The sequence below is a fragment of the Flavobacterium terrisoli genome (assembly GCF_030167905.1).
In the GTDB taxonomy this organism is placed as follows: domain Bacteria; phylum Bacteroidota; class Bacteroidia; order Flavobacteriales; family Flavobacteriaceae; genus Flavobacterium; species Flavobacterium terrisoli.
The window spans coordinates 1-18,545 of the sequence record NZ_JARGNA010000013.1 but is presented as its reverse complement, the minus strand read 5'-3'; the positions used below and the strand labels follow the sequence as shown (position 1 = coordinate 18,545).

General features: G+C 37.1%; 16 protein-coding genes and 1 pseudogene. 12 read left to right on the top strand and 5 right to left on the bottom strand.

Annotated features, from left to right (window positions below; all coding sequences use genetic code 11):
* Positions 1-32: 32 nt before the first annotated feature.
* From P1K33_RS15305 to P1K33_RS15255, 12 genes and pseudogenes are all read left to right on the top strand, one after another.
* A pseudogene (locus P1K33_RS15305) lies at positions 33-281 on the top strand (MerC domain-containing protein); the annotation flags it as partial.
* 99 nt (positions 282-380) lie between these two features.
* Positions 381-599, top strand: coding sequence for a GDCCVxC domain-containing (seleno)protein (locus P1K33_RS15300; RefSeq protein WP_229658308.1), 219 nt, complete (start codon positions 381-383; stop codon positions 597-599).
* 93 nt (positions 600-692) lie between these two features.
* A complete protein-coding gene (locus tag P1K33_RS15295; protein WP_231836804.1) occupies positions 693-1,565 on the top strand; it encodes a DUF2911 domain-containing protein in 873 nt (290 codons plus the stop codon).
* Positions 1,566-1,569: 4 nt separating this feature from the next.
* Positions 1,570-4,170 (top strand): multicopper oxidase domain-containing protein, encoded by a 2,601-nt coding sequence (locus P1K33_RS15290; RefSeq protein WP_284653857.1) that lies wholly within the window; start codon positions 1,570-1,572, stop codon positions 4,168-4,170.
* Positions 4,171-4,247: 77 nt separating this feature from the next.
* Entirely contained in the window at positions 4,248-4,556 is a 309-nt protein-coding gene (locus tag P1K33_RS15285; protein WP_284653856.1) for a hypothetical protein, read from the top strand.
* A 135-nt stretch (positions 4,557-4,691) separates the two neighbouring features.
* Entirely contained in the window at positions 4,692-5,255 is a 564-nt protein-coding gene (locus P1K33_RS15280; RefSeq protein ID WP_284653855.1) for an HD domain-containing protein, read from the top strand.
* Positions 5,256-5,352: 97 nt separating this feature from the next.
* Positions 5,353-5,685 carry a DUF6660 family protein gene (locus tag P1K33_RS15395; protein ID WP_350028988.1) on the top strand — a complete coding sequence of 111 codons (333 nt, stop codon included), beginning with the start codon at positions 5,353-5,355 and terminating at the stop codon, positions 5,683-5,685.
* A gap of 105 nt (positions 5,686-5,790) precedes the next feature.
* On the top strand, positions 5,791-10,107 hold the full coding sequence (locus P1K33_RS15275; protein ID WP_284653854.1) for a CusA/CzcA family heavy metal efflux RND transporter: 4,317 nt from the start codon (positions 5,791-5,793) through the stop codon (positions 10,105-10,107).
* Between the two features lie 11 nt (positions 10,108-10,118).
* Positions 10,119-11,390, top strand: coding sequence for an efflux RND transporter periplasmic adaptor subunit (locus P1K33_RS15270; protein WP_284653853.1), 1,272 nt, complete (start codon positions 10,119-10,121; stop codon positions 11,388-11,390).
* A 31-nt stretch (positions 11,391-11,421) separates the two neighbouring features.
* Positions 11,422-11,775 carry a heavy-metal-associated domain-containing protein gene (locus tag P1K33_RS15265; RefSeq protein ID WP_284653852.1) on the top strand — a complete coding sequence of 118 codons (354 nt, stop codon included), beginning with the start codon at positions 11,422-11,424 and terminating at the stop codon, positions 11,773-11,775.
* Positions 11,776-11,780: 5 nt separating this feature from the next.
* Positions 11,781-13,793, top strand: coding sequence for a heavy metal translocating P-type ATPase (locus tag P1K33_RS15260; RefSeq protein ID WP_284653851.1), 2,013 nt, complete (start codon positions 11,781-11,783; stop codon positions 13,791-13,793).
* A gap of 1,315 nt (positions 13,794-15,108) precedes the next feature.
* On the top strand, positions 15,109-15,528 hold the full coding sequence (locus P1K33_RS15255; RefSeq protein WP_171221806.1) for a DUF6943 family protein: 420 nt from the start codon (positions 15,109-15,111) through the stop codon (positions 15,526-15,528).
* 272 nt (positions 15,529-15,800) lie between these two features.
* On the opposite strand, the gene P1K33_RS15250 is transcribed toward P1K33_RS15255, so the two are convergent.
* The 5 genes from P1K33_RS15250 to P1K33_RS15230 all read right to left on the bottom strand — a co-directional run.
* Positions 15,801-15,977 carry a hypothetical protein gene (locus P1K33_RS15250; RefSeq protein ID WP_171221807.1) on the bottom strand — a complete coding sequence of 59 codons (177 nt, stop codon included), beginning with the start codon at positions 15,975-15,977 and terminating at the stop codon, positions 15,801-15,803.
* Positions 15,967-16,200: a hypothetical protein gene (locus P1K33_RS15245; protein WP_171221808.1), complete on the bottom strand. Its 234-nt coding sequence runs from the start codon at positions 16,198-16,200 to the stop codon at positions 15,967-15,969. The genes P1K33_RS15250 and P1K33_RS15245 overlap by 11 nt, the downstream gene beginning before the upstream one ends.
* Before the next feature lie 10 nt (positions 16,201-16,210).
* Positions 16,211-16,606, bottom strand: a complete 396-nt coding sequence (locus P1K33_RS15240; RefSeq protein ID WP_171221809.1) for a DUF5675 family protein — start codon at positions 16,604-16,606, stop codon at positions 16,211-16,213.
* Entirely contained in the window at positions 16,606-17,367 is a 762-nt protein-coding gene (locus P1K33_RS15235) for a hypothetical protein (protein WP_284653850.1), read from the bottom strand. Before P1K33_RS15235 ends, P1K33_RS15240 begins: the two co-directional genes overlap by 1 nt.
* A gap of 1,056 nt (positions 17,368-18,423) precedes the next feature.
* Positions 18,424-18,545 (bottom strand): T9SS type B sorting domain-containing protein (locus P1K33_RS15230; protein WP_284653858.1); only part of this gene is annotated, 122 nt, incomplete at its 5' end.

Here is an 18,545-nt window from a genome sequence, read left to right as displayed (position 1 = left end):
AAAATAACATAGATAAATTAGGAACAATCGGGATGTTCTTTACAGCATTGCTTTCGCCTTGCTGTTTCCCTCTTTTTGCATTTGTAGCATCTGCTTTAGGTTTAGGTAGTTTTGAACTTTTTGGAGGTTGGACAATGTGGATTTTTCAAGGGATGGTCCTATTATCTTTAGTTGGCTTTTTTCTTTCCTATCGCCTGCATAGATGCCTATATCCTTTGTTGATAGCTATTCCAAGTACAATAATCATTTTTTACAGCTATTACTTTTGTAATAATGATTATCAGTCCTATTTTTTATATACTGGTATGTTCGGGCTTCTTATCGCTACAATAGTCAATTATCATAGAAACAAACTTCACTATGGCTGTAATACTTGCACGATGTACAACGGTAAATCAGTAGAACTGAAATCAAAAATAACATGTCCACATTGCGGTCACAAAAAAGAAGAAATGATGCCTACTGATGCTTGTCAATTCTTCTATGAATGCGAAAACTGTAAAAAAATAGTGAAACCTAAACAAGGTGATTGTTGTGTTTATTGCAGCTATGGCACTGTAAAATGTCCACCTATTCAATCAGGTGAAAAGTGCTGCTAAAAATAGTACAGGGCAGCATGCGGAAGCTAACAAAATGAAAGCTAAGCTTAAAGAATTAGATTAATATTCCAACATATTTAAAAATTAAAATAAATGAAAAAAAACATCCTATTAAGCTTTATGCTTTTGCAATCTGTAATACTGTCAGCACAAGACAAAGTTCAAATTAGAGTAACTGCAGCTAGCCCTGCAGCATCGTATGAGCAAGAAGTGGGTAGCGCAAAAATAAAAATTTCATATAGCAGACCTTTAGTCAGAGGACGAAAAATATTTGGGGAGTTAGTACCATTTGATAAACTTTGGCGAACAGGGGCAAGTGATTGTACTGTAATAACTACTTCCGAAGATATTTCATTTGGCAACAATGTATTAAAAACAGGTAGTTACTCAATATTCACAATTCCTTCAATCAATGAGTGGACTATAATTATCAACACAGATACTACTTTACATGGCGAAACCGGCTATGATGAAAAAAAGGATGTGATGCGTTTCAAAGTTCCTGTCGAAAAAAGCTCTAACTTCTATGAAACATTTACAATCGATTTAAATGACATCAACAGCAAAGGGGAAGCGTATCTAAAAATCTTTTGGGAAAACACATTGGTTAAAATACCAATAAAGAGCAAGGAAGACGATACTATACTAGCATTAATAGACCAGCATATCATTAAAGGGAAATCTCAGGATGCTAATTTATTATTTCAGGCAGCTAATTACTATTACAACACCAATAGAGATTATAAACTGGCAATGACATGGCTTTTAGAAGCCGAAAAATTAAAACCTGAAAATTTCAATTACCCAAATTTAAGACAAAAAATAGCATCCGAATTAAAAGATTATACCAATGCAATTGAAGCAGCAAAAAGGGCAATTACCTTAGCCGATAAGGAAAAAATGAAAAGTACAATCGAGACACTAAATAAAAGAATAGCGGATTGGGAAATATTGTTAAAAAAATAAAGTCATGAAAACCAAATTATCAATTATCGTTTTTCTTTTTTTTATAAATCAATTTGTTGTTGCTCAAAGCAACTCACAGCAAACTTTTTACACTTGTGTTATGCACCCTGAAATCCATTCTCCAAAACCTGGGAAATGCCCAAAATGTGGAATGGCGTTGGTAAAAGAAAAACCAAAGAACGTAACTCTAAAAGCAAGTGCAAAACAAAAAGTCATAACACCTGTAAAAAAGGAAACACTCGAAAAAAGTAAATCCGAGTCTATAGATAACCTCGACAAGGAGAAAGACCATGATATGAAAAGCATGGAAAAAGTAACAGAGAAGCCTCCTATAAAAAAAAGAGTAATAAAAGATGAGCCACCTAAAGTTGTCCGATACGATTTATATGTTCGCGATACTTTGGTGAATTTTTCCGGAAAATCCAGAAGAGCAATTGCCGTGAATGGTCAAATACCAATGCCTACGTTAACCTTTACTGAAGGGGATACCGCAGAGATTTATGTCCATAACGAACTTGATGAAGAAACATCACTACACTGGCATGGTTTGTTTTTACCTAATAAGGAAGACGGAGTGCCTAACCTTACCCAAATGCCAATAAAACCACATAGTACTTACAAGTATTCTTTTCCAATCCGCCAGCACGGCACACACTGGTACCATAGCCATTCCGGATTGCAGGAGCAAATCGGCATGTATGGCTCGTTTGTGATGAATAAAAGAAATTCCGATCCTAATTTCCGAGAGGGAATAGATGATCTCCCAACAATTCCAATTGTATTAAGCGAATGGACCGATATCAAACCTGAAAATGTTCATAGGATGCTACACAATGCCTCAGATTGGTTTGCAATAAAAAAAGGCACAACTCAAAGTTATGCTGAAGCAATAAAACAAGGTTATTTCAAGACCAAAATTGTTAATGAATGGAAACGAATGAACGCCATGGATGTTAGCGATGTGTATTATGAGAAGTTTTTAATCAACGGTAAAAATGAAAGTCAGCTTTCACAGTTTAAAGCAGGAGATAGAGTAAGATTACGTGTTTCAAACGGCGGAGCTTCCAGTAATTTTTGGCTTACCTATGCCGGAGGTAAAATTACTGTTGTCGCAAGCGATGGTAATGATGTTGAACCTGTTGAGGTAGATCGTTTGCTAATTGCAGTTTCTGAAACCTATGATGTTATCGTGACGATTCCAGCAGAAAATACATCCTATGAATTTTTAGCGACTCCCGAAGACAGAACAAAGTCCGCGTCAGTATACATTGGAAATGGTATCAAACAACTCATTTCACCCTTACCTAAACTGAAATATTTTGAAGGAATGCAAATGATGAACGATATGATGAAGATGAATGGTGACCTCGATGATATGGGAATGCAGATGTCATTGAATCAGATGGATATGAACGCCGTTATGTATCCTGAAATCACAGGTCCACAAGAAAAGAGTTCTAAAAAAGAAATGCCAATGGATATGGAAAAGGAGAAAACCAAAGAAGATACTCCAAGTAAAGACAAGCCATCCGAAAACCACGACATGCACAACATGGCAAACAAATACAACCCCAATGAGCTTGCCGATATCGTGACATTAAATTATGCGATGCTAAAATCCCCTACAAGTACAGCCCTCTCAAAAGATGCCCCGGTAAGGGAACTCAAATTCGAGCTTACCGGGAATATGAATCGATATGTCTGGAGTCTGGATAATAAAGTGGTTTCAGAATCCGACAAAATCCTGATTAAAAAAGGCGAAATTTTGCGCATTGTTCTGCATAACAACTCCATGATGCGTCACCCAATGCACTTGCACGGTCACGATTTTAGGGTTATTAACGGTAACGGAGACTATGCCCCTATGAAAAACATTATGGATATTATGCCAATGGAAACCAATACAATTGAATTCGCCGCAAGCGAAGACGGCGGGGATTGGTTTTTTCATTGCCATATTTTGTATCACATGATGAGCGGAATGGGAAGAATTTTTTCTTATGAAAATTCACCCCCAAACCCAGAAATTCCAAACCCAAAATTGGCACAAAGAAAATTATTTGCTGATGACCGAAAATTTCATTTTATGGCCGAAAACGATTTTGCCACTAACGGAAACGACGGTATGGCAATGTTCAGCAATACGCGTTGGAGTATTGGCACAGAATGGCGATTAGGGTACAACAATCATCACGGTTACGAAACTGAAACACATTTTGGCAGGTACATTGGTAAGATGCAATGGTTGATGCCATTTATTGGTTTCGATTGGCGCTACCGGGAAATGGAAGAAGGTGATATGGAAAGAAACATATTCGGTCAATCTAACACTAAAGACAAACGATCCGTTTTGAGCGTGGGTGTGGAATACACTTTACCGATGTTAATTAAATCTCAGGCTGAGGTGTTTACTGACGGTAATTTCAGGTTACAGTTTGAACGAACAGACATACCAGTTTCCAAAAGAATAAGAATGGATTTGATGTGGAATACAGATAAAGAGTATATGGCAGGATTACGATACATCATCACAAGGTACTTTAGTGCTAGAACCCATTATGACAGTGATATGGGATTTGGTGTGGGCGCAAGCCTAAACTATTAATAAAAATTTATTAACCAATAAAAATGAAAACTATGAATTACAAAAAAACCTCAATTATTTTAGTAGCAACTATAGCTTTGTTTCTAGCTAGCTGTAACAACTCCGACTCCGCTGAAGAAGTGGAAAATGTGGCGGCAGCAACCAAGATGGAACAATCACTTTCAAAAATGACATCCCAAAACGATTCACTGGTAATTCACCATGCAGGACCTATGTATCACCATCACGATTCAATCTTCCACCATAATGATTCAATTTATGTACATGAGCATAATAATTACCATCACGGTGATACCATACACCATCATTCCGGCGGACAGCACAATGAAACACACCACCATCAGCATGATTCAATAGTGGTATCACACCATAATATTGCTCATTAATCTATTTCATCAAAACGCTCCAACAACTCGGAGCGTTTTTTAATTCATCATTAAAGAGTAACTTTACACTTTACTTTTCTTATGCTAACAGATACATTTTTACAACTCGTAAACAAATATTCCAATAATAACGAATTGGCCACTAACCTGTGGTTAGAAATATTTACTAAATATTCCGAGCCTAAAAGACAGTACCATACTATTGATCATTTGGAAGCCATTATCAGTGATTTAACCGAAGTAAAAAATAAAATTACTGATTGGGACACAACGCTATTTGCAGTTTTTTACCATGACATAATCTATAAAGCTTCAAGCAGCACTAATGAAGGTGATAGTGCAAAATTGGCAATGAAAAAACTTTCTGAAATTGGTTATCCTGCAGAAAAAGTGGCAAAATGTGCTAACATGATAGTCGCAACAAAGAAGCACGAACTTTCAGAAGATAGCGATACAAATTACTTAATAGACACAGACTTGGCTATCTTGGGTAAAAATCCCTATGATTATCAAAAATATACAGAGCAAATAAGAGAAGAATATTCTATTTATCCTGATTTTATGTATGCTAACGGAAGAAAAAAAGCACTTCAACATTTTCTTCAGATGGATACTATTTACAAAACAGATCATTTCAATAAAAAATACGAAGCTCAGGCAAGAGTCAATATTGCCAACGAACTTGAAGGATTAAAGTAGAAACCTCTAACAGATAGAAATAGTAATCTATCTTAAAAAAAGTTAACATTAATTCTTTATTTAATTGCATATTAAAAAAAAACCTATTTTTACACTCGTGAAACTTTTAAACTACATATTATCAATCTATTTGATAGCGCTATCGTGTTTGCCTTGTGCGGATATGGAAGTAAGTAGTGCAGCGCATAAAGCCACTGAGGTTGCTGCTAATCACGATGAAAAATCCCATGACCACGATAAAGAAAAGGACTTATGTTCCCCTTTTTGCAGTTGCAATTGTTGTGGCTCTCAAATAGTAAGCTATTTCAAGATTTTAACTGTAAATTTTGCAGTAGTTTCCAAAAATATTAAAACACAGTTGCCTTCATACACATCTAAATTCACTTCCAATTTCTACGGAAGTATTTGGCAACCACCTCAGATAGCATAATGAAACCCTAACTGACTTGTTCGGATTTGGGTTAGAGAGTTGTGGACTTTCCACAGTATTTAAGGGACATTTATGTCCATTTTTCTCATTCATTATTCTTTTAAAATGTTAGATAAAATTATACAATTCAGTATAAAGAACAAGTTCATTATACTACTGTTTACCTTAGTACTTATAGCTTGGGGTGGCTATTCTGTTAAAAATTTACCCCTCGATGCTTTGCCTGATGTAACCAACAATCAGGTACAAATCATTACTACTGCACCCACACTAGCAAGTCAGGAAGTAGAACAATTAATTACCTATCCCTTAGAACAGTCTGTAAAAACCATTCCAAAAGTAATTGAGCTTCGCAGTATATCGCGTTTCGGATTATCAGTAGTGACAGTGGTTTTCAAAGATGATGTAGATATTTTTTGGGCAAGAGAACAAATTTTTCAACGGCTTAATCAAGCCAAAGAAAACATTCCGGCTTATGCCGGTTCTCCAGAGTTAGCCCCTATTTCAACAGGCCTTGGTGAAATATTTCAATATGATGTATATGCTAAAAAAGGTTATGAAGACAAATATGATGCTATCAAATTAAGGACAATTCAAGACTGGATAATTATCCCACAATTACAAGGTATTGAAGGTGTTGCTGAAGTTAGTACTTGGGGAGGCAAACTGAAGCAATATGAAATTGCTGTTGATCCAAACAAACTAAATAGTTTGGGAGTAACCATCACAGATATTTTTGATGCACTAGAAAAAAACAACCAAAATACTGGAGGTGCCTATATTGAAAAAGACCAATATGCCTATTTCATTAGAGGTGTAGGTATGGCAACAGGCATCAAGGATTTGGAAAATGTTGTTGTTGCTAATAAAAATGGCTCTCCAATTTTAGTCCGCAATGTAGCCGAAGTTCGAGAAGGTGTTTCATTGCGATATGGAGCTTCCACCAAAGACGGTAAAGGAGAAATCGTATGCGGATTAGTATTAATGCTTAAAGGTGAAAATTCCAGCGCCGTTGTTGACAGGGTTAAGACAAAAATGGAGCAAATCAATAAAACCTTACCGGAAGGGGTTGTTGCAGAGCCCTTTATTGACCGTGGAAAATTAGTGGATAGCGCCATAGGAACTGTGACTAAAAACCTATTGGAAGGTGCTTTAATTGTAATTTTTGTATTGATTTTATTTCTTGGAAACCTTCGCGCCGGATTAATAGTCGCTTCTGTAATTCCATTGTCAATGCTTTTCGCAGTTATATTAATGAATGCTTTTGGAGTAAGTGGCAATTTAATGAGTTTAGGGGCTATCGATTTCGGAATTATAGTCGATGGTGCTGTTATTATTGTCGAAGCCACATTACATTATTTACAAAAACTCAAAAAGGAGAAGTTATCACAACAGGAAATGGATAGTGAAGTGCAAAAATCGGCCTCTAAAATTATGAGTAGTGCTGCATTTGGAACTATAATTATTCTGATAGTTTATCTTCCAATATTAGCACTGGTAGGAACAGAAGGAAAAATGTTCAGACCGATGGCTATGACGGTTGGTTTTGCTATTGTTGGTGCTTTTTTACTTTCACTTACTTATGTGCCGGTTATGAGTACATTATTTCTATCCAAAAAAACACAACATAAGGAAAATATTAGCGACAGAATGATGTCATGGATTTATTCCAAATATTCCCGACTATTAAATAAAGCCCTGAAATTCAAAAAAACAGTTCTCGGCATTGCTGTGGGGATATTTGTATTGGCACTAGTAGTTTTTCAAAATATGGGTGGTGAATTTATTCCAACAATTGAAGAAGGAGATTTAGCCATTAATGCCACCATTATGACAGGGAGCTCGCTTTCACAAATGGTAAAAACCACAACCGAATATGAAAAAATGCTTAAAGCTAAATTCCCCGAAATAAAAACTATAGTAGCAAAAATTGGTAGTGGTGAAATTCCAACCGACCCAATGCCTATAGAAAGTGCCGATATGATTATAGTACTAAAAGACAAAAGCGAATGGTCAGGAAAATATCATAACTGGGAAGATTTGGCCAATGCTATGAAAGAAGAAATGGAACGAATTCCGGGTGCCAATATCGAAATCTCACAACCTATTCAGATGCGATTTAATGAGTTAATGACAGGTAGCCGAAGTGATATAGCCATTAAGATATTTGGTGATGATTTAGATGTCTTAGATGCCAAAGCCAACGAACTAATTTCAAAAGTTAATAACATTGAAGGAGTTGGCGATTTAAAAGCCGATAAAGTAACAGGTTTGCCACAAATAACGGTAAAGTATGATTACAACAAAATTGCATTATATGGTTTAAATATTTCAGATCTAAACCAAATTCTACGTTCCTCATTTGCCGGAGAAAGTGCCGGGAAAATTTATGAAGAAAGTAAACGTTTTGATGTAGTAGTCAGAATGGACAAAGACAATAGAACAGACATTACCGATGTGAGTAATTTGTTTATTCCATTACCAAGCGGCCAACAAGTGCCTCTTTCCCAAGTGGCAACTGTAGCCTACGAACAAGGACCGGTTCAGGTGAGCCGTGAAGATGGAAAAAGAAGAATTACAGTTGGTTTAAATGTTCGCGGGCGTGATATTAAAAGTGTGGTAGAAGAAATTCAGGAAAAACTCGACAAGGATTTTAAGCTTCCTGCTGGCTATTATGTAACCTATGGCGGACAATTTGAAAACTTAGTCGAAGCTTCAAAAAGATTGTCCATTGCTTTACCCATTGCTTTAGGATTAATTATTATTCTCCTGTTCTTTACTTTTAATAGTTTCAAACAGGCAGGACTAATCTTTACTGCCATTCCGCTGTCTGCTATCGGGGGTGTTTTTGCATTATGGGTTCGTGGCATGCCATTTAGTATTTCGGCAGGAATCGGATTTATAGCACTATTTGGAATTGCAGTATTAAACGGTATTGTATTGATATCGTACTTCAATCAACTCAAAACCGACGGAATTTCAGACCCATTGCAACGGGTAATACAAGGCACAAAAACAAGGTTGCGACCGGTTCTAATGACAGCTGCGGTAGCTTCTTTCGGATTTATGCCTATGGCATTATCTACCAGCGGTGGAGCCGAAGTGCAAAAACCATTGGCAACAGTAGTTATAGGCGGTTTGCTATCGGCAACATTACTAACGCTTATAGTACTGCCTATTCTATATTTACTATTTGAAAAAGGAATTAAAAGAAGAAAAAAAATGACAACATCAACTATAACTGTGATTGCTTTATTAATTAGTACCTTTTCTTTCGCACAAACTGGTCAACCCATTACACTGCAGAAAGCAATTGAAATAGCAAAATCAAATAATATTGATTTGAAAATTGCTGACAAAGAAATTGAAAAGCAAACCGTGCTCAAAAAGACTGCATTTCAAGCTGACCCTTTACAGGTACAATACCAGGGCGGACAATTCAATAGTAAGGAATACGATAGCAATGTCTCAGTACAGCAATATTTCCCTATCGGAAGAATTACAAAAGCAAACAGGCAATTGCAGGAAGAATTGGTAAAACTGGCAGAAAAGCGAAAAGCGTTGTCCGAATATGAAATCGAAAAAGCAGTTACCATCGCATACTATCAATATTTGTACGGCGTTTCAATTCAAAAGCTTAATACTGAACTATTAGATATTTATGCAAAATTCCTGAAAAATGCTGAGCTTCGTTTTGAAACTGGTGAAAGCGGAAAAATCGAAGTAATTAGTGCCAAAGCCAAGTCAAAAGAAATCGAAACACAAAAAGCACAACTCGAATTTGACTTAGCCATTTATCAAAAGCAATTACAATTTTTTCTTCAAACAGAAGACAATATTGTACCGGATACTAAAACACCAATGAAGTTTTTGATGCTGACGGATACTAACAAATCTAAAGTAGAAAGTTTGGTAACCGACTATTATACACAGCAAATTTCGGTATATCAAAAAGAAGCCAATACTTTCAAAGCTATGCGAACACCAAAATTAGGATTGGGTTATTTTGCGCAAACAATTGATACCAAATCATTGTTTCAAGGATTTACGGCTGGCTTGCAAATCCCATTATTTGGAGGCGTAAATACAGCTAAGGTAAAAGCATCCGCAATTAGTATTTCCCAATCTCAATTAGAACTGGATAAAAATAAATTAGCTTTAAAATTGCAGATACAGGAATTGAAAAACGATTATGATAAGCAACAAAAAGCATTAGATTATTATCAAAACGAAGGATTACAATATGCCGACCAAATTATAACTACAGCACAAAAAAGCTATGCAAATGGCGATATGAGTTACTGGTCATACATTAGTTTTCTTAATCAGGCGATTGACATTAAAAAACAAAATGCCGAAGCCATAAATGCTTACAATCAGAGTGCTATACAATTGCAGTATCCATCTTTCAATAATAATTAATATACAACATCATGAAATACATAATAAAAAATACATATTTAAAAATCAGGAATAAATCAGCACTGTTGCTTTTTGCGTCTTGTCTAATGCTATTATCTTCCTGTAATGAAAAAGTAGCTGAAGAAGCCGGTCATGAGGAAGAAAAATCAGAAAATGAAGTGGCATTAACCGAAGCGCAATTTAAAACTGTTGGAATTGAAACAGGTACTCTCGAAAACAGAAACTTGAATTTAGTGATTAAAGCCAACGGATATACAGCGGTTCCACCGCAAAACATGGCCAATATTTCAACCTTAATAGGCGGAACGGTTAAAGATATTTTGGTCTTGGAAGGTACTTTCGTAAACAAAGGAAAAGTGTTGGCAACCATTCAAAATTTAGAGGTGGTAGAAATGCAGGAAGACTATAATTCGGCTGTGGCTAACATTGAATACTTACAATTAGAATACAACCGCCAGAAAACATTAAGTGATGAAAATGTCAATCCACGAAAGACTTTTCAGGAAGTAAAATCAAAATTAGCGGTAGAAAGAGCACGCGCACAGGCAGCTAAAAACAAATTGCAGGCTTTGCATGTAAGTACAAACGGTACCAACGCTTTAGTACCTATCGTTTCTCCTATTTCCGGATATGTTGGTAAAATAAGTATTGCCAAAGGAGCTTATGCCGAAACTGGAACAATACTTTTTGAAGTGGTAGATAATAGTCAAATGCACTTGGATTTAAACGTATATGAAAAAGACTTAGGTTCTATTTCTATAGGCCAGGAAGTCGATTTCGTATTGACAAATCAATCCAATAAAGCAATTAAAGGAAAAATATTTGGTATCAATAAATCCTTTTCTAACGAAAGTAAAACGGTAGCGGTACATGCTAAAATCAATCCGGCTGATGCCAAAGATTTAATCTCAGGCATGTATGTTTCTGCCAATATCAATATAAAAAATGCTACCGTTCCCGCTTTGCCAAAAGATGCTGTTGTTAGAAATGGTGATAAATATTTTGTTTACATACAGGAAGAGCATCAGGATAAAGTGACTAAAGAGAAAACTGAAGCACACGAGCACAAAGAAGATGAAGCCCATTCTGAACACGCTGCTGGCGAAGAAGAAGGTCATAATGAAGTACATTTCAAAGCCATTGAAGTTATCCCGGGAACCACGGATTTAGGTTATACTGAAGTAAAGTTTGTAGAAAAAATTCCTGCAGATGCGAAAATTGTTATCAAAGGAGCATTCTATTTACTTTCTGCCATGAAAGGTGGCGGCGAACACGAACATTAAAAAACAATTATAAACTTTAAATTATATCAAAATGAAAAATGTATTAAAATCAGCACTATTAGTACTTACAGTATTTTTAATTACTAATACAGCGATGGCACAAAAAACAAATCAGAAAGCAGTGATAAAAACCACTTTGCATTGCGATCATTGCAAGGAATGTGAAACTTGCGGATTGAAATTTAAAACCGAAATGCTCAAAATAAAGGGAGTAAAAATGTATGAGCTTGATGATAAAAAAATGACGTTTACAGTTTATTACAATCCAAAAAAGACAACATTACAGGCAATTAAAGAAAGCATTGCTAAATTGGGTTATGATGCTGACGAAGTAAAAGCAACTTCAGAGGGAATTGCCTCTTTGGATGGGTGCTGTAAAGCTTAGCAATTATGAAAGAACAAAATAAAAAGAAAGCTACTGATAAGAAAGTCAATCCTCCAACGGACAAAAGAAAAGCCACTTCAAAAAAAGAGAATTGTTGTGCAACTGATGAGGAGGAAATTCATTCAGAAGATGACGGACACGATCATGGAGGAATAGAGGATTCTGGCTGGCGAAGCCATTGGCAATTACTTTTGGCAATAACAATTTTGTTTGTTATGTTGACAATGGAATTTGGTTTTAAATACATTCCTGAATTTCCAATTAACCTTATTGTTTTTAGCGTCGCCTATCTATTAGCAGGGTACAATGTACTTTACTTAGCCTGGCGCAAAGCAATCCGGTTTGATTTCTTCAACGAATTTTTCCTGATGAGCGTTGCAACTATAGGTGCATTCGCCATCGGTTCCTACAGCGAAGGTGTAGCGGTAATGGCATTCTATTCTATTGGTGAATGGTTTCAGGAGGCTGCAGTCAATAGGGCAAAAAGAAGTATTAAGGCATTACTAGATATCAGGCCAGATGAAGTTTCTGTGGTCCGCAAAGGCAATGTCGAAGTAATAAATCCTATAGATGTTGCTTTAAATGAAATTATCCGGGTGAAACCGGGTGAAAAAGTAGCGTTAGATGGGGAATTGCTTTCAGAAAAAGCGTCTTTCAACACGGCAGCGCTTACAGGCGAAAGTAGACCCGACACAAAAGGAAAAGGCGACCCAGTTTATGCAGGAATGATTAACCTAAACACCGTAACCGAGATAAAAGTAACTTCATTGTTTACCGACAGCAAATTGAGTAAGATTCTCGAAATGGTGCAGGATGCGACTGCCCGTAAATCACAGACACAATTATTCATCAGTCGTTTTGCAAAAATCTATACACCAATTGTATTTGCTCTAGCAGTTGCCGTTTGTTTTGTGCCGTATTTTTTCGTGAGTAATTATAATTTCAATGATTGGTTTTACCGTTCGTTAGTATTCCTTGTGATAAGCTGCCCGTGCGCTTTAGTCGTGTCAATACCGTTAGGGTATTTTGGAGGTATTGGTCTGGCTTCGCGAAACGGGATTCTTTTTAAAGGCTCCAACTTCCTTGATGTAATGACCCAGATTGATACCGTCGTCATGGACAAAACAGGTACACTCACCGAGGGCGTTTTCAAGGTTCAGGAAATTGTTACTAAAGATATTGAAGAACCCTATTTAGTTAAGCTTGCTGCAGCAATTGAGAGCCAATCAACGCATCCCATTGGCTTAGCTGTCACAGAACATGCCGGTAAGGATGCAATAAAAGGCTTGACGATTTCTGAAGTTGAGGAAATTTCTGGACACGGTCTTAAAGGAACAATAGATGGCAAAGAAGTATTAGCAGGAAATACAAAGCTGATGAACAAATTCAACATCGAATACCCTGCCGAAATTGATAGCATTGTTTATACTATTGTAGTGGTTGCTGTCGATAAAAAATATAAAGGACATATCACAATTGCAGATAAAATTAAGGAAGATGCAATACAGGCAATTAAAAGTATGCATGCCTTAAATATCAAAACAGTCATGCTTTCCGGCGACAAGCAAAGTGTTGTAGATGAGGTTGCCAAAAAGTTAGGTATCGATAATGCTTATGGTGATTTATTACCCGAAGGAAAAGTCGAGAAAGTTCAGGCATTAAAAGACCAGGGCAAACACATTGCCTTTGTCGGTGATGGTGTAAATGATGCGCCTGTTGTCGCTCTTGCCGATGCAGGAATAGCTATGGGTGGTTTAGGCAGTGATGCTACGATTGAAACCGCTGATATTGTAATCCAGAATGATCAGCCATCAAAAATTGTTACCGCTATCAAAGTCGGAAAACTGACCAAACAGGTTGTGTGGCAAAACATCATAATGGCAATGGTTGTAAAACTTATAGTTTTAGGATTAGGTGCAGGCGGAATAGCCACTTTATGGGAGGCTGTAATTGCTGATGTGGGTGTAGCCTTGCTTGCAATTCTCAATGCGGTCAGAATTCAGAAAATGAAACTTTAGAGTTAATTATTATTCCATATGTAAAGGATGTTTGTTTTAAATAGCAGGCATCCTTTTTTGTTTGTTGCTAAATTGACGTTGTGCATTTCAATTGCCACTCCTTCCCAACGCTCCTAAAAAAATTACCGTCACAATTATTGATACAATAATGCGTACACTCCGTGACTTGCGCCGGTAATTTTTTCTCCAAAGCTTCTTTACATAACGTGGCGTTATGGCTCATTATGAACACCCTGCTTCTAGAAGTACCTTGTCATGAGCCATAACAACATTATGTAAAAAAGCCGCGCACTCTCTGCTTAACGAGAACGAAAGGCGGTGGCTCCAGGACAACTTTTTTTAAAACTTCCTCGCACCACCCGGTTTTAAAAAAACCATCCTTCGCCACCGCCATTGACAACCTTTTCTATTTCAGTTGAGTCAATTCGGTTATTAGCAATTCAAATCACGTATCGGGTAGCGGTTTTTATCAGCTAACCATTTAAATCGGTAGTGTTTGCATTGCTTTTATGAGTGCCTTCCCGTTTAACTTACAACAAAACTACTGTATACTTCCCTCTGATTTCTTAACACTACTCTCGGCACCCATAAAACCAAATACCAAGCAAGAGTATCATTTTTCATTTGCTCAGAACTACCACATAAATTGCTTCCACGGCCAGCCGATGCCTCAACATTTCATAACATACTTTCTGTTTACAGAACACTGCAAACTCTAAACTTATGACAAGGCATCGGCTGCCCACGAAATCAATCAGAAACCCCACAGTAAGCAAATAAAAAATTATACACTTGCCAGAACCACCGCTGAAAAAAATAGGTAGTATTTGCATAGCTTTTATGAGTGCCTTCCCGAGTACATTACAACTATACTGCTAAATACTGCCTTCTGATTACTGAACATTGCTCAAGGCACACATAAAACCTAACAAAGGAAAGAGTATAAAATCCGTACCGGAATTTTATACCCTTTCCCAAACCCTGCAATGGATTCCCACCCATCTTTCAAAACAACAATGAATTCGGAATCAAAAAAAAAATAAAAAAAGACTGCAAAGGTAAGTTCCGGGTATTCAAAAAAGCAAGTTCAAGCCCTTCGGGTTTCGGGTAAAATCTCCACCCACACAATTCCAAACACATTATATTTCAATTAGACGATTACTGATTCGTTCACCACTCGGGTAGTATTTTACCCGAAAAACTTGCTTTATTGAAACCCTCCACTTGGACGACCGGCTTTCTTTTTTTCTCTTTTTTCTTTTGAAAAAATTTTGTGTGCGAAGCATAGCGGAGCACTTCACGTAAAGCCGAAACCATGACGAATTACATCATTAAATCACACAGAATGGGTACTTCTTACTCAAGACCTCACATTTTCATCCTGAACAAAGGGATGAACAGCGGAAAGCCCAATAAAGAGCCTTACGCGAACAGTTTCGTTATCATATTCCAACAAGACGAGGATTGCGAAAACTACTATTTTGTTGCTTTTAGCTTGTGGCAAACAAAATTTTGGCACCAATTTTTAATCGGTTCTGTCATTCCTTTTTTGCGCTTAAAGGATTTTAAAAAAGAATTCAATGAAAGAGCCAAAACTATGATGGAGGAACACGAGCAGCACCTGAAACACATTGCAGCTTTGAAACTGTTGGAACAAAAAGAAAAGCAGTTCCACGAAAATATAAACCTTATAAATGAAATGAGGAGAGTAATTCTATACCGCTATTGCAAATAATCAACTAAAAACACACACTATGACACTATTCATTTTATACCAAACGGACATTTGGAAATCGAAAACCTCTCGCGTTTTCTTTGGCGTTTTTGACTGTCGAACAAAAGCAACTGACTGCGCAAGATATCACGGACTAGTTACTAATACTTCTGCAGTCGTAATCGAGGAAGTAATTCTGAACTTATGTGAGGAATGCCAATAAAAAAAGCCTGGTCTCTTTAGACTAGGCTTTCATCTTGTTTAACCCAAAGGTCACCACAACTAAGGTTAAACTATTCTTTGTGCTTCTTTAAAATTCTCTTTAGGACTAAAGACACTGTAAAACTGACAACGGCGCCTAATCCGGCTAAAACAATCGTTTTAAGAACATCTGCAGAGTGAATATTTGGCACTATACTTAAAAATGTTCCTCCGGCCGTACCTATAAAAGTAGAATTATTAGTTGTCATGCTCCACTTTTTGAGGATGTTCCTCTTTTGTTGTGAGCTGACTTACTGCCGAGAGAACTCCTCCGGCTACTGCCACATAACCACCAACAGTAATTACTGCTGCAGGTAAAGTTATCGGAGCAGTCAAAATGGTTCCACCAACAGCTGCCAATGCTAAACCAATATTTCGAAGCACTTTAAAAAATTTCGGAGTCGGCGACTTTGCTCTTTTAATTACATTCATATAAATGGAATTAAGATTTAACAATCAATTCGACACTTTCATTTTGGTCTAGTGACTTGTAAATTATGTCTTTTAAGCGATTAAATGCTTTACGGGACAATAATCCTAATCCTGGACCTGAAAGTTTCGTTACAGGAGCAATACAGCCATTCAATTCTTTTAAGGCATTATTGGCAGGGTGAAGCAAAATCAAAGTTCTGTTTTCAACTCCAATAATTTCCATATGCCAACCAAATTTAGTGCTGTACCGCTTTTTAATAAAATATTTCCCCTCCGGAATACAGGAAACTCTCCTCACATTGTTTTTCCAAGGCAATTCAATTGTTTTACAAACTACTTTGCCCTCACATTTGAGTATTCCATTAGTTCCTTCGGGGAAATAAGTTCTGGTCAATTCAAGAACCATTACACACCGCTGTCAACTTTCACAATAGCCAACGGATTGAATGCACCATTTTTCAAAGGGTACATTTGCCCATTGATTTCCTGAAAGAATTCAACTCCCAAAGCCAAAAACAATGGCTTTGTACTGGCAGCTGTTACTGCATTAGTTTGACTAATAGCAGCAGTTGCAGTAGCATCCCATGGCAAAATTGCTGTTTCAGAGGTCGCAACCACATACGTTTCAGCTTCAAAATCCACTTCGGCACCGGCAGAGATGATTTTAAAGTGAGTGGTTCCGCTAGGAGCTGCAAGCATATTTGAAGGAACAAATGATGCTAAATCAACTTTGATTTCACCTAAGGCGCGGTCAATAGCACCAACATAAGGTGCATACAAACTCGTTCCCAGTTTACCTCTGATATTGAATTCAAAACCGAATAACAATTCAGCCTCTCCATCAATAACATTTCGCAATCCTCTGTCGCTAACCGTGTCAGCTTGGATTACTTTTACCATGGCTTGCGTCAATCGGCTTACCATTCTGCCATCGGCAGAGTTAAGCAACAATGGGCGCAGTGCAGTTCTCAAAAGCTTTCCGGCTTTCCCGGCTCGCCCGAACTCCGAACCATTCTCACGGGTTCTCTGAAAAGCAGGATCGCTATCGATTCTGCTTTTCTCAATTCCGCCTTTCTCGCGCACCAAGTGCCCATCAGCGGAAGTCTTGTAAAAGGTCATACCTCCGATGGTACCTTTCAACTTAATTATGCCTGTCTGTCTAGCCATAATTTCTACATTTTACGATTAATACTCCTTTTCATTTTCACTCCTCATTTCGATTATCGTTGCAACATAATTTCGACTGATTCAAGAACAAAATTTAGACAAATGCAGCACATATAAAAGCTCACCCCATACCAGAAATACCAATGCGACAAAATTGTCAGCATTCAACAAAATTGTCACCTATTACAAGCAATAAAAGCTGGTAATTTGCCCTTGTCGAAGCAATTACAATTTTTATTAACTTTAGTCAGTTCTTAGAAATGATTACTAGCACTTTGAAGACAGTCAAAGCCTAGTTAAAGGTATGGTTAGAGTATGAAAGCGATGAAAAGGCGTATATGCATCACCACAAACGACGTAGAGCTCGTTACAGGTCAAAGCTACCGCCAAAGTCTTAGATTATTGCATGAGATAGCAAAGAGCCATAATAAAGCCCTAAAGTTTGTCACAATTGAAGAATTCTGTAATCATACAGGATTAAATATTGAACAAGTTGAAAAAGCAATATTTGGATGATTATGCAAATGCAGAAAGTGGAGAAATATCAGTCTCCCGACTCTTTAACCACTTTAAGAACCACTTCATTTTTTAGTATTGTTATTTGGATAATTCCTAATAATTCATTAAATTTACCATTAGAGATTTGAAGATAATTTGCCCACAGCGGCAATATCGAGGAACTGTAATAATTAATTTAGAAATGCTCCATTATATAAGGCATTAGCGTTGAGGTTCGAATCCCTCATCGCCCACCTAGAAAAACCGAAACAAAAGTTTCGGTTTTTTTATTTTATAGCCGCGTCAAAAGTTCACTTCTTGAAAGTGGTTGTAAAATAAAAAAACAAACACGGCGACTCAGCCGTGTTTTGGTTTTTCTCGTTCAGGGCACCCAAATTGGGATCACCGGAGGTAATCCCAATTCATATTATAAATTTTCTGATAACCTGTAAAGGCCGAATGTCCACCGGACATTCTCCTCTTAATATCAAATCATCGGGGCTATTTTACAGCAACAAAAAAGCCACTCAATCGAGTGGCTTTTTGTTTATATATTACTTATCGTTTCAACGAGAAGTGGGCTTTAAATTGTTTTATGGTTCCGTTTTCAGGATAATCTACCGTAAACCAGTAATCCGTTGATGGCAGCGGATGTCCGTTGAACGTTCCATCCCAGCCAA

What these genes read in the sequence shown, in the direction of transcription:
- P1K33_RS15300 (WP_229658308.1), top strand. Translation starts at nt 381, where the DNA reads ATGTACAACGGTAAATCAGTAGAACTGAAATCAAAAATAACATGTCCA.
- P1K33_RS15295 (WP_231836804.1), top strand. Translation starts at nt 693, where the DNA reads ATGAAAAAAAACATCCTATTAAGCTTTATGCTTTTGCAATCTGTAATA.
- P1K33_RS15290 (WP_284653857.1), top strand. Translation starts at nt 1,570, where the DNA reads ATGAAAACCAAATTATCAATTATCGTTTTTCTTTTTTTTATAAATCAA.
- P1K33_RS15275 (WP_284653854.1), top strand. Translation starts at nt 5,791, where the DNA reads ATGTTAGATAAAATTATACAATTCAGTATAAAGAACAAGTTCATTATA.
- P1K33_RS15270 (WP_284653853.1), top strand. Translation starts at nt 10,119, where the DNA reads ATGAAATACATAATAAAAAATACATATTTAAAAATCAGGAATAAATCA.
- P1K33_RS15265 (WP_284653852.1), top strand. Translation starts at nt 11,422, where the DNA reads ATGAAAAATGTATTAAAATCAGCACTATTAGTACTTACAGTATTTTTA.
- P1K33_RS15260 (WP_284653851.1), top strand. Translation starts at nt 11,781, where the DNA reads ATGAAAGAACAAAATAAAAAGAAAGCTACTGATAAGAAAGTCAATCCT.
- P1K33_RS15255 (WP_171221806.1), top strand. Translation starts at nt 15,109, where the DNA reads ATGACGAATTACATCATTAAATCACACAGAATGGGTACTTCTTACTCA.
- P1K33_RS15250 (WP_171221807.1), bottom strand. Translation starts at nt 15,977, where the DNA reads ATGACAACTAATAATTCTACTTTTATAGGTACGGCCGGAGGAACATTT.
- P1K33_RS15245 (WP_171221808.1), bottom strand. Translation starts at nt 16,200, where the DNA reads ATGAATGTAATTAAAAGAGCAAAGTCGCCGACTCCGAAATTTTTTAAA.
- P1K33_RS15240 (WP_171221809.1), bottom strand. Translation starts at nt 16,606, where the DNA reads ATGGTTCTTGAATTGACCAGAACTTATTTCCCCGAAGGAACTAATGGA.
- P1K33_RS15235 (WP_284653850.1), bottom strand. Translation starts at nt 17,367, where the DNA reads ATGGCTAGACAGACAGGCATAATTAAGTTGAAAGGTACCATCGGAGGT.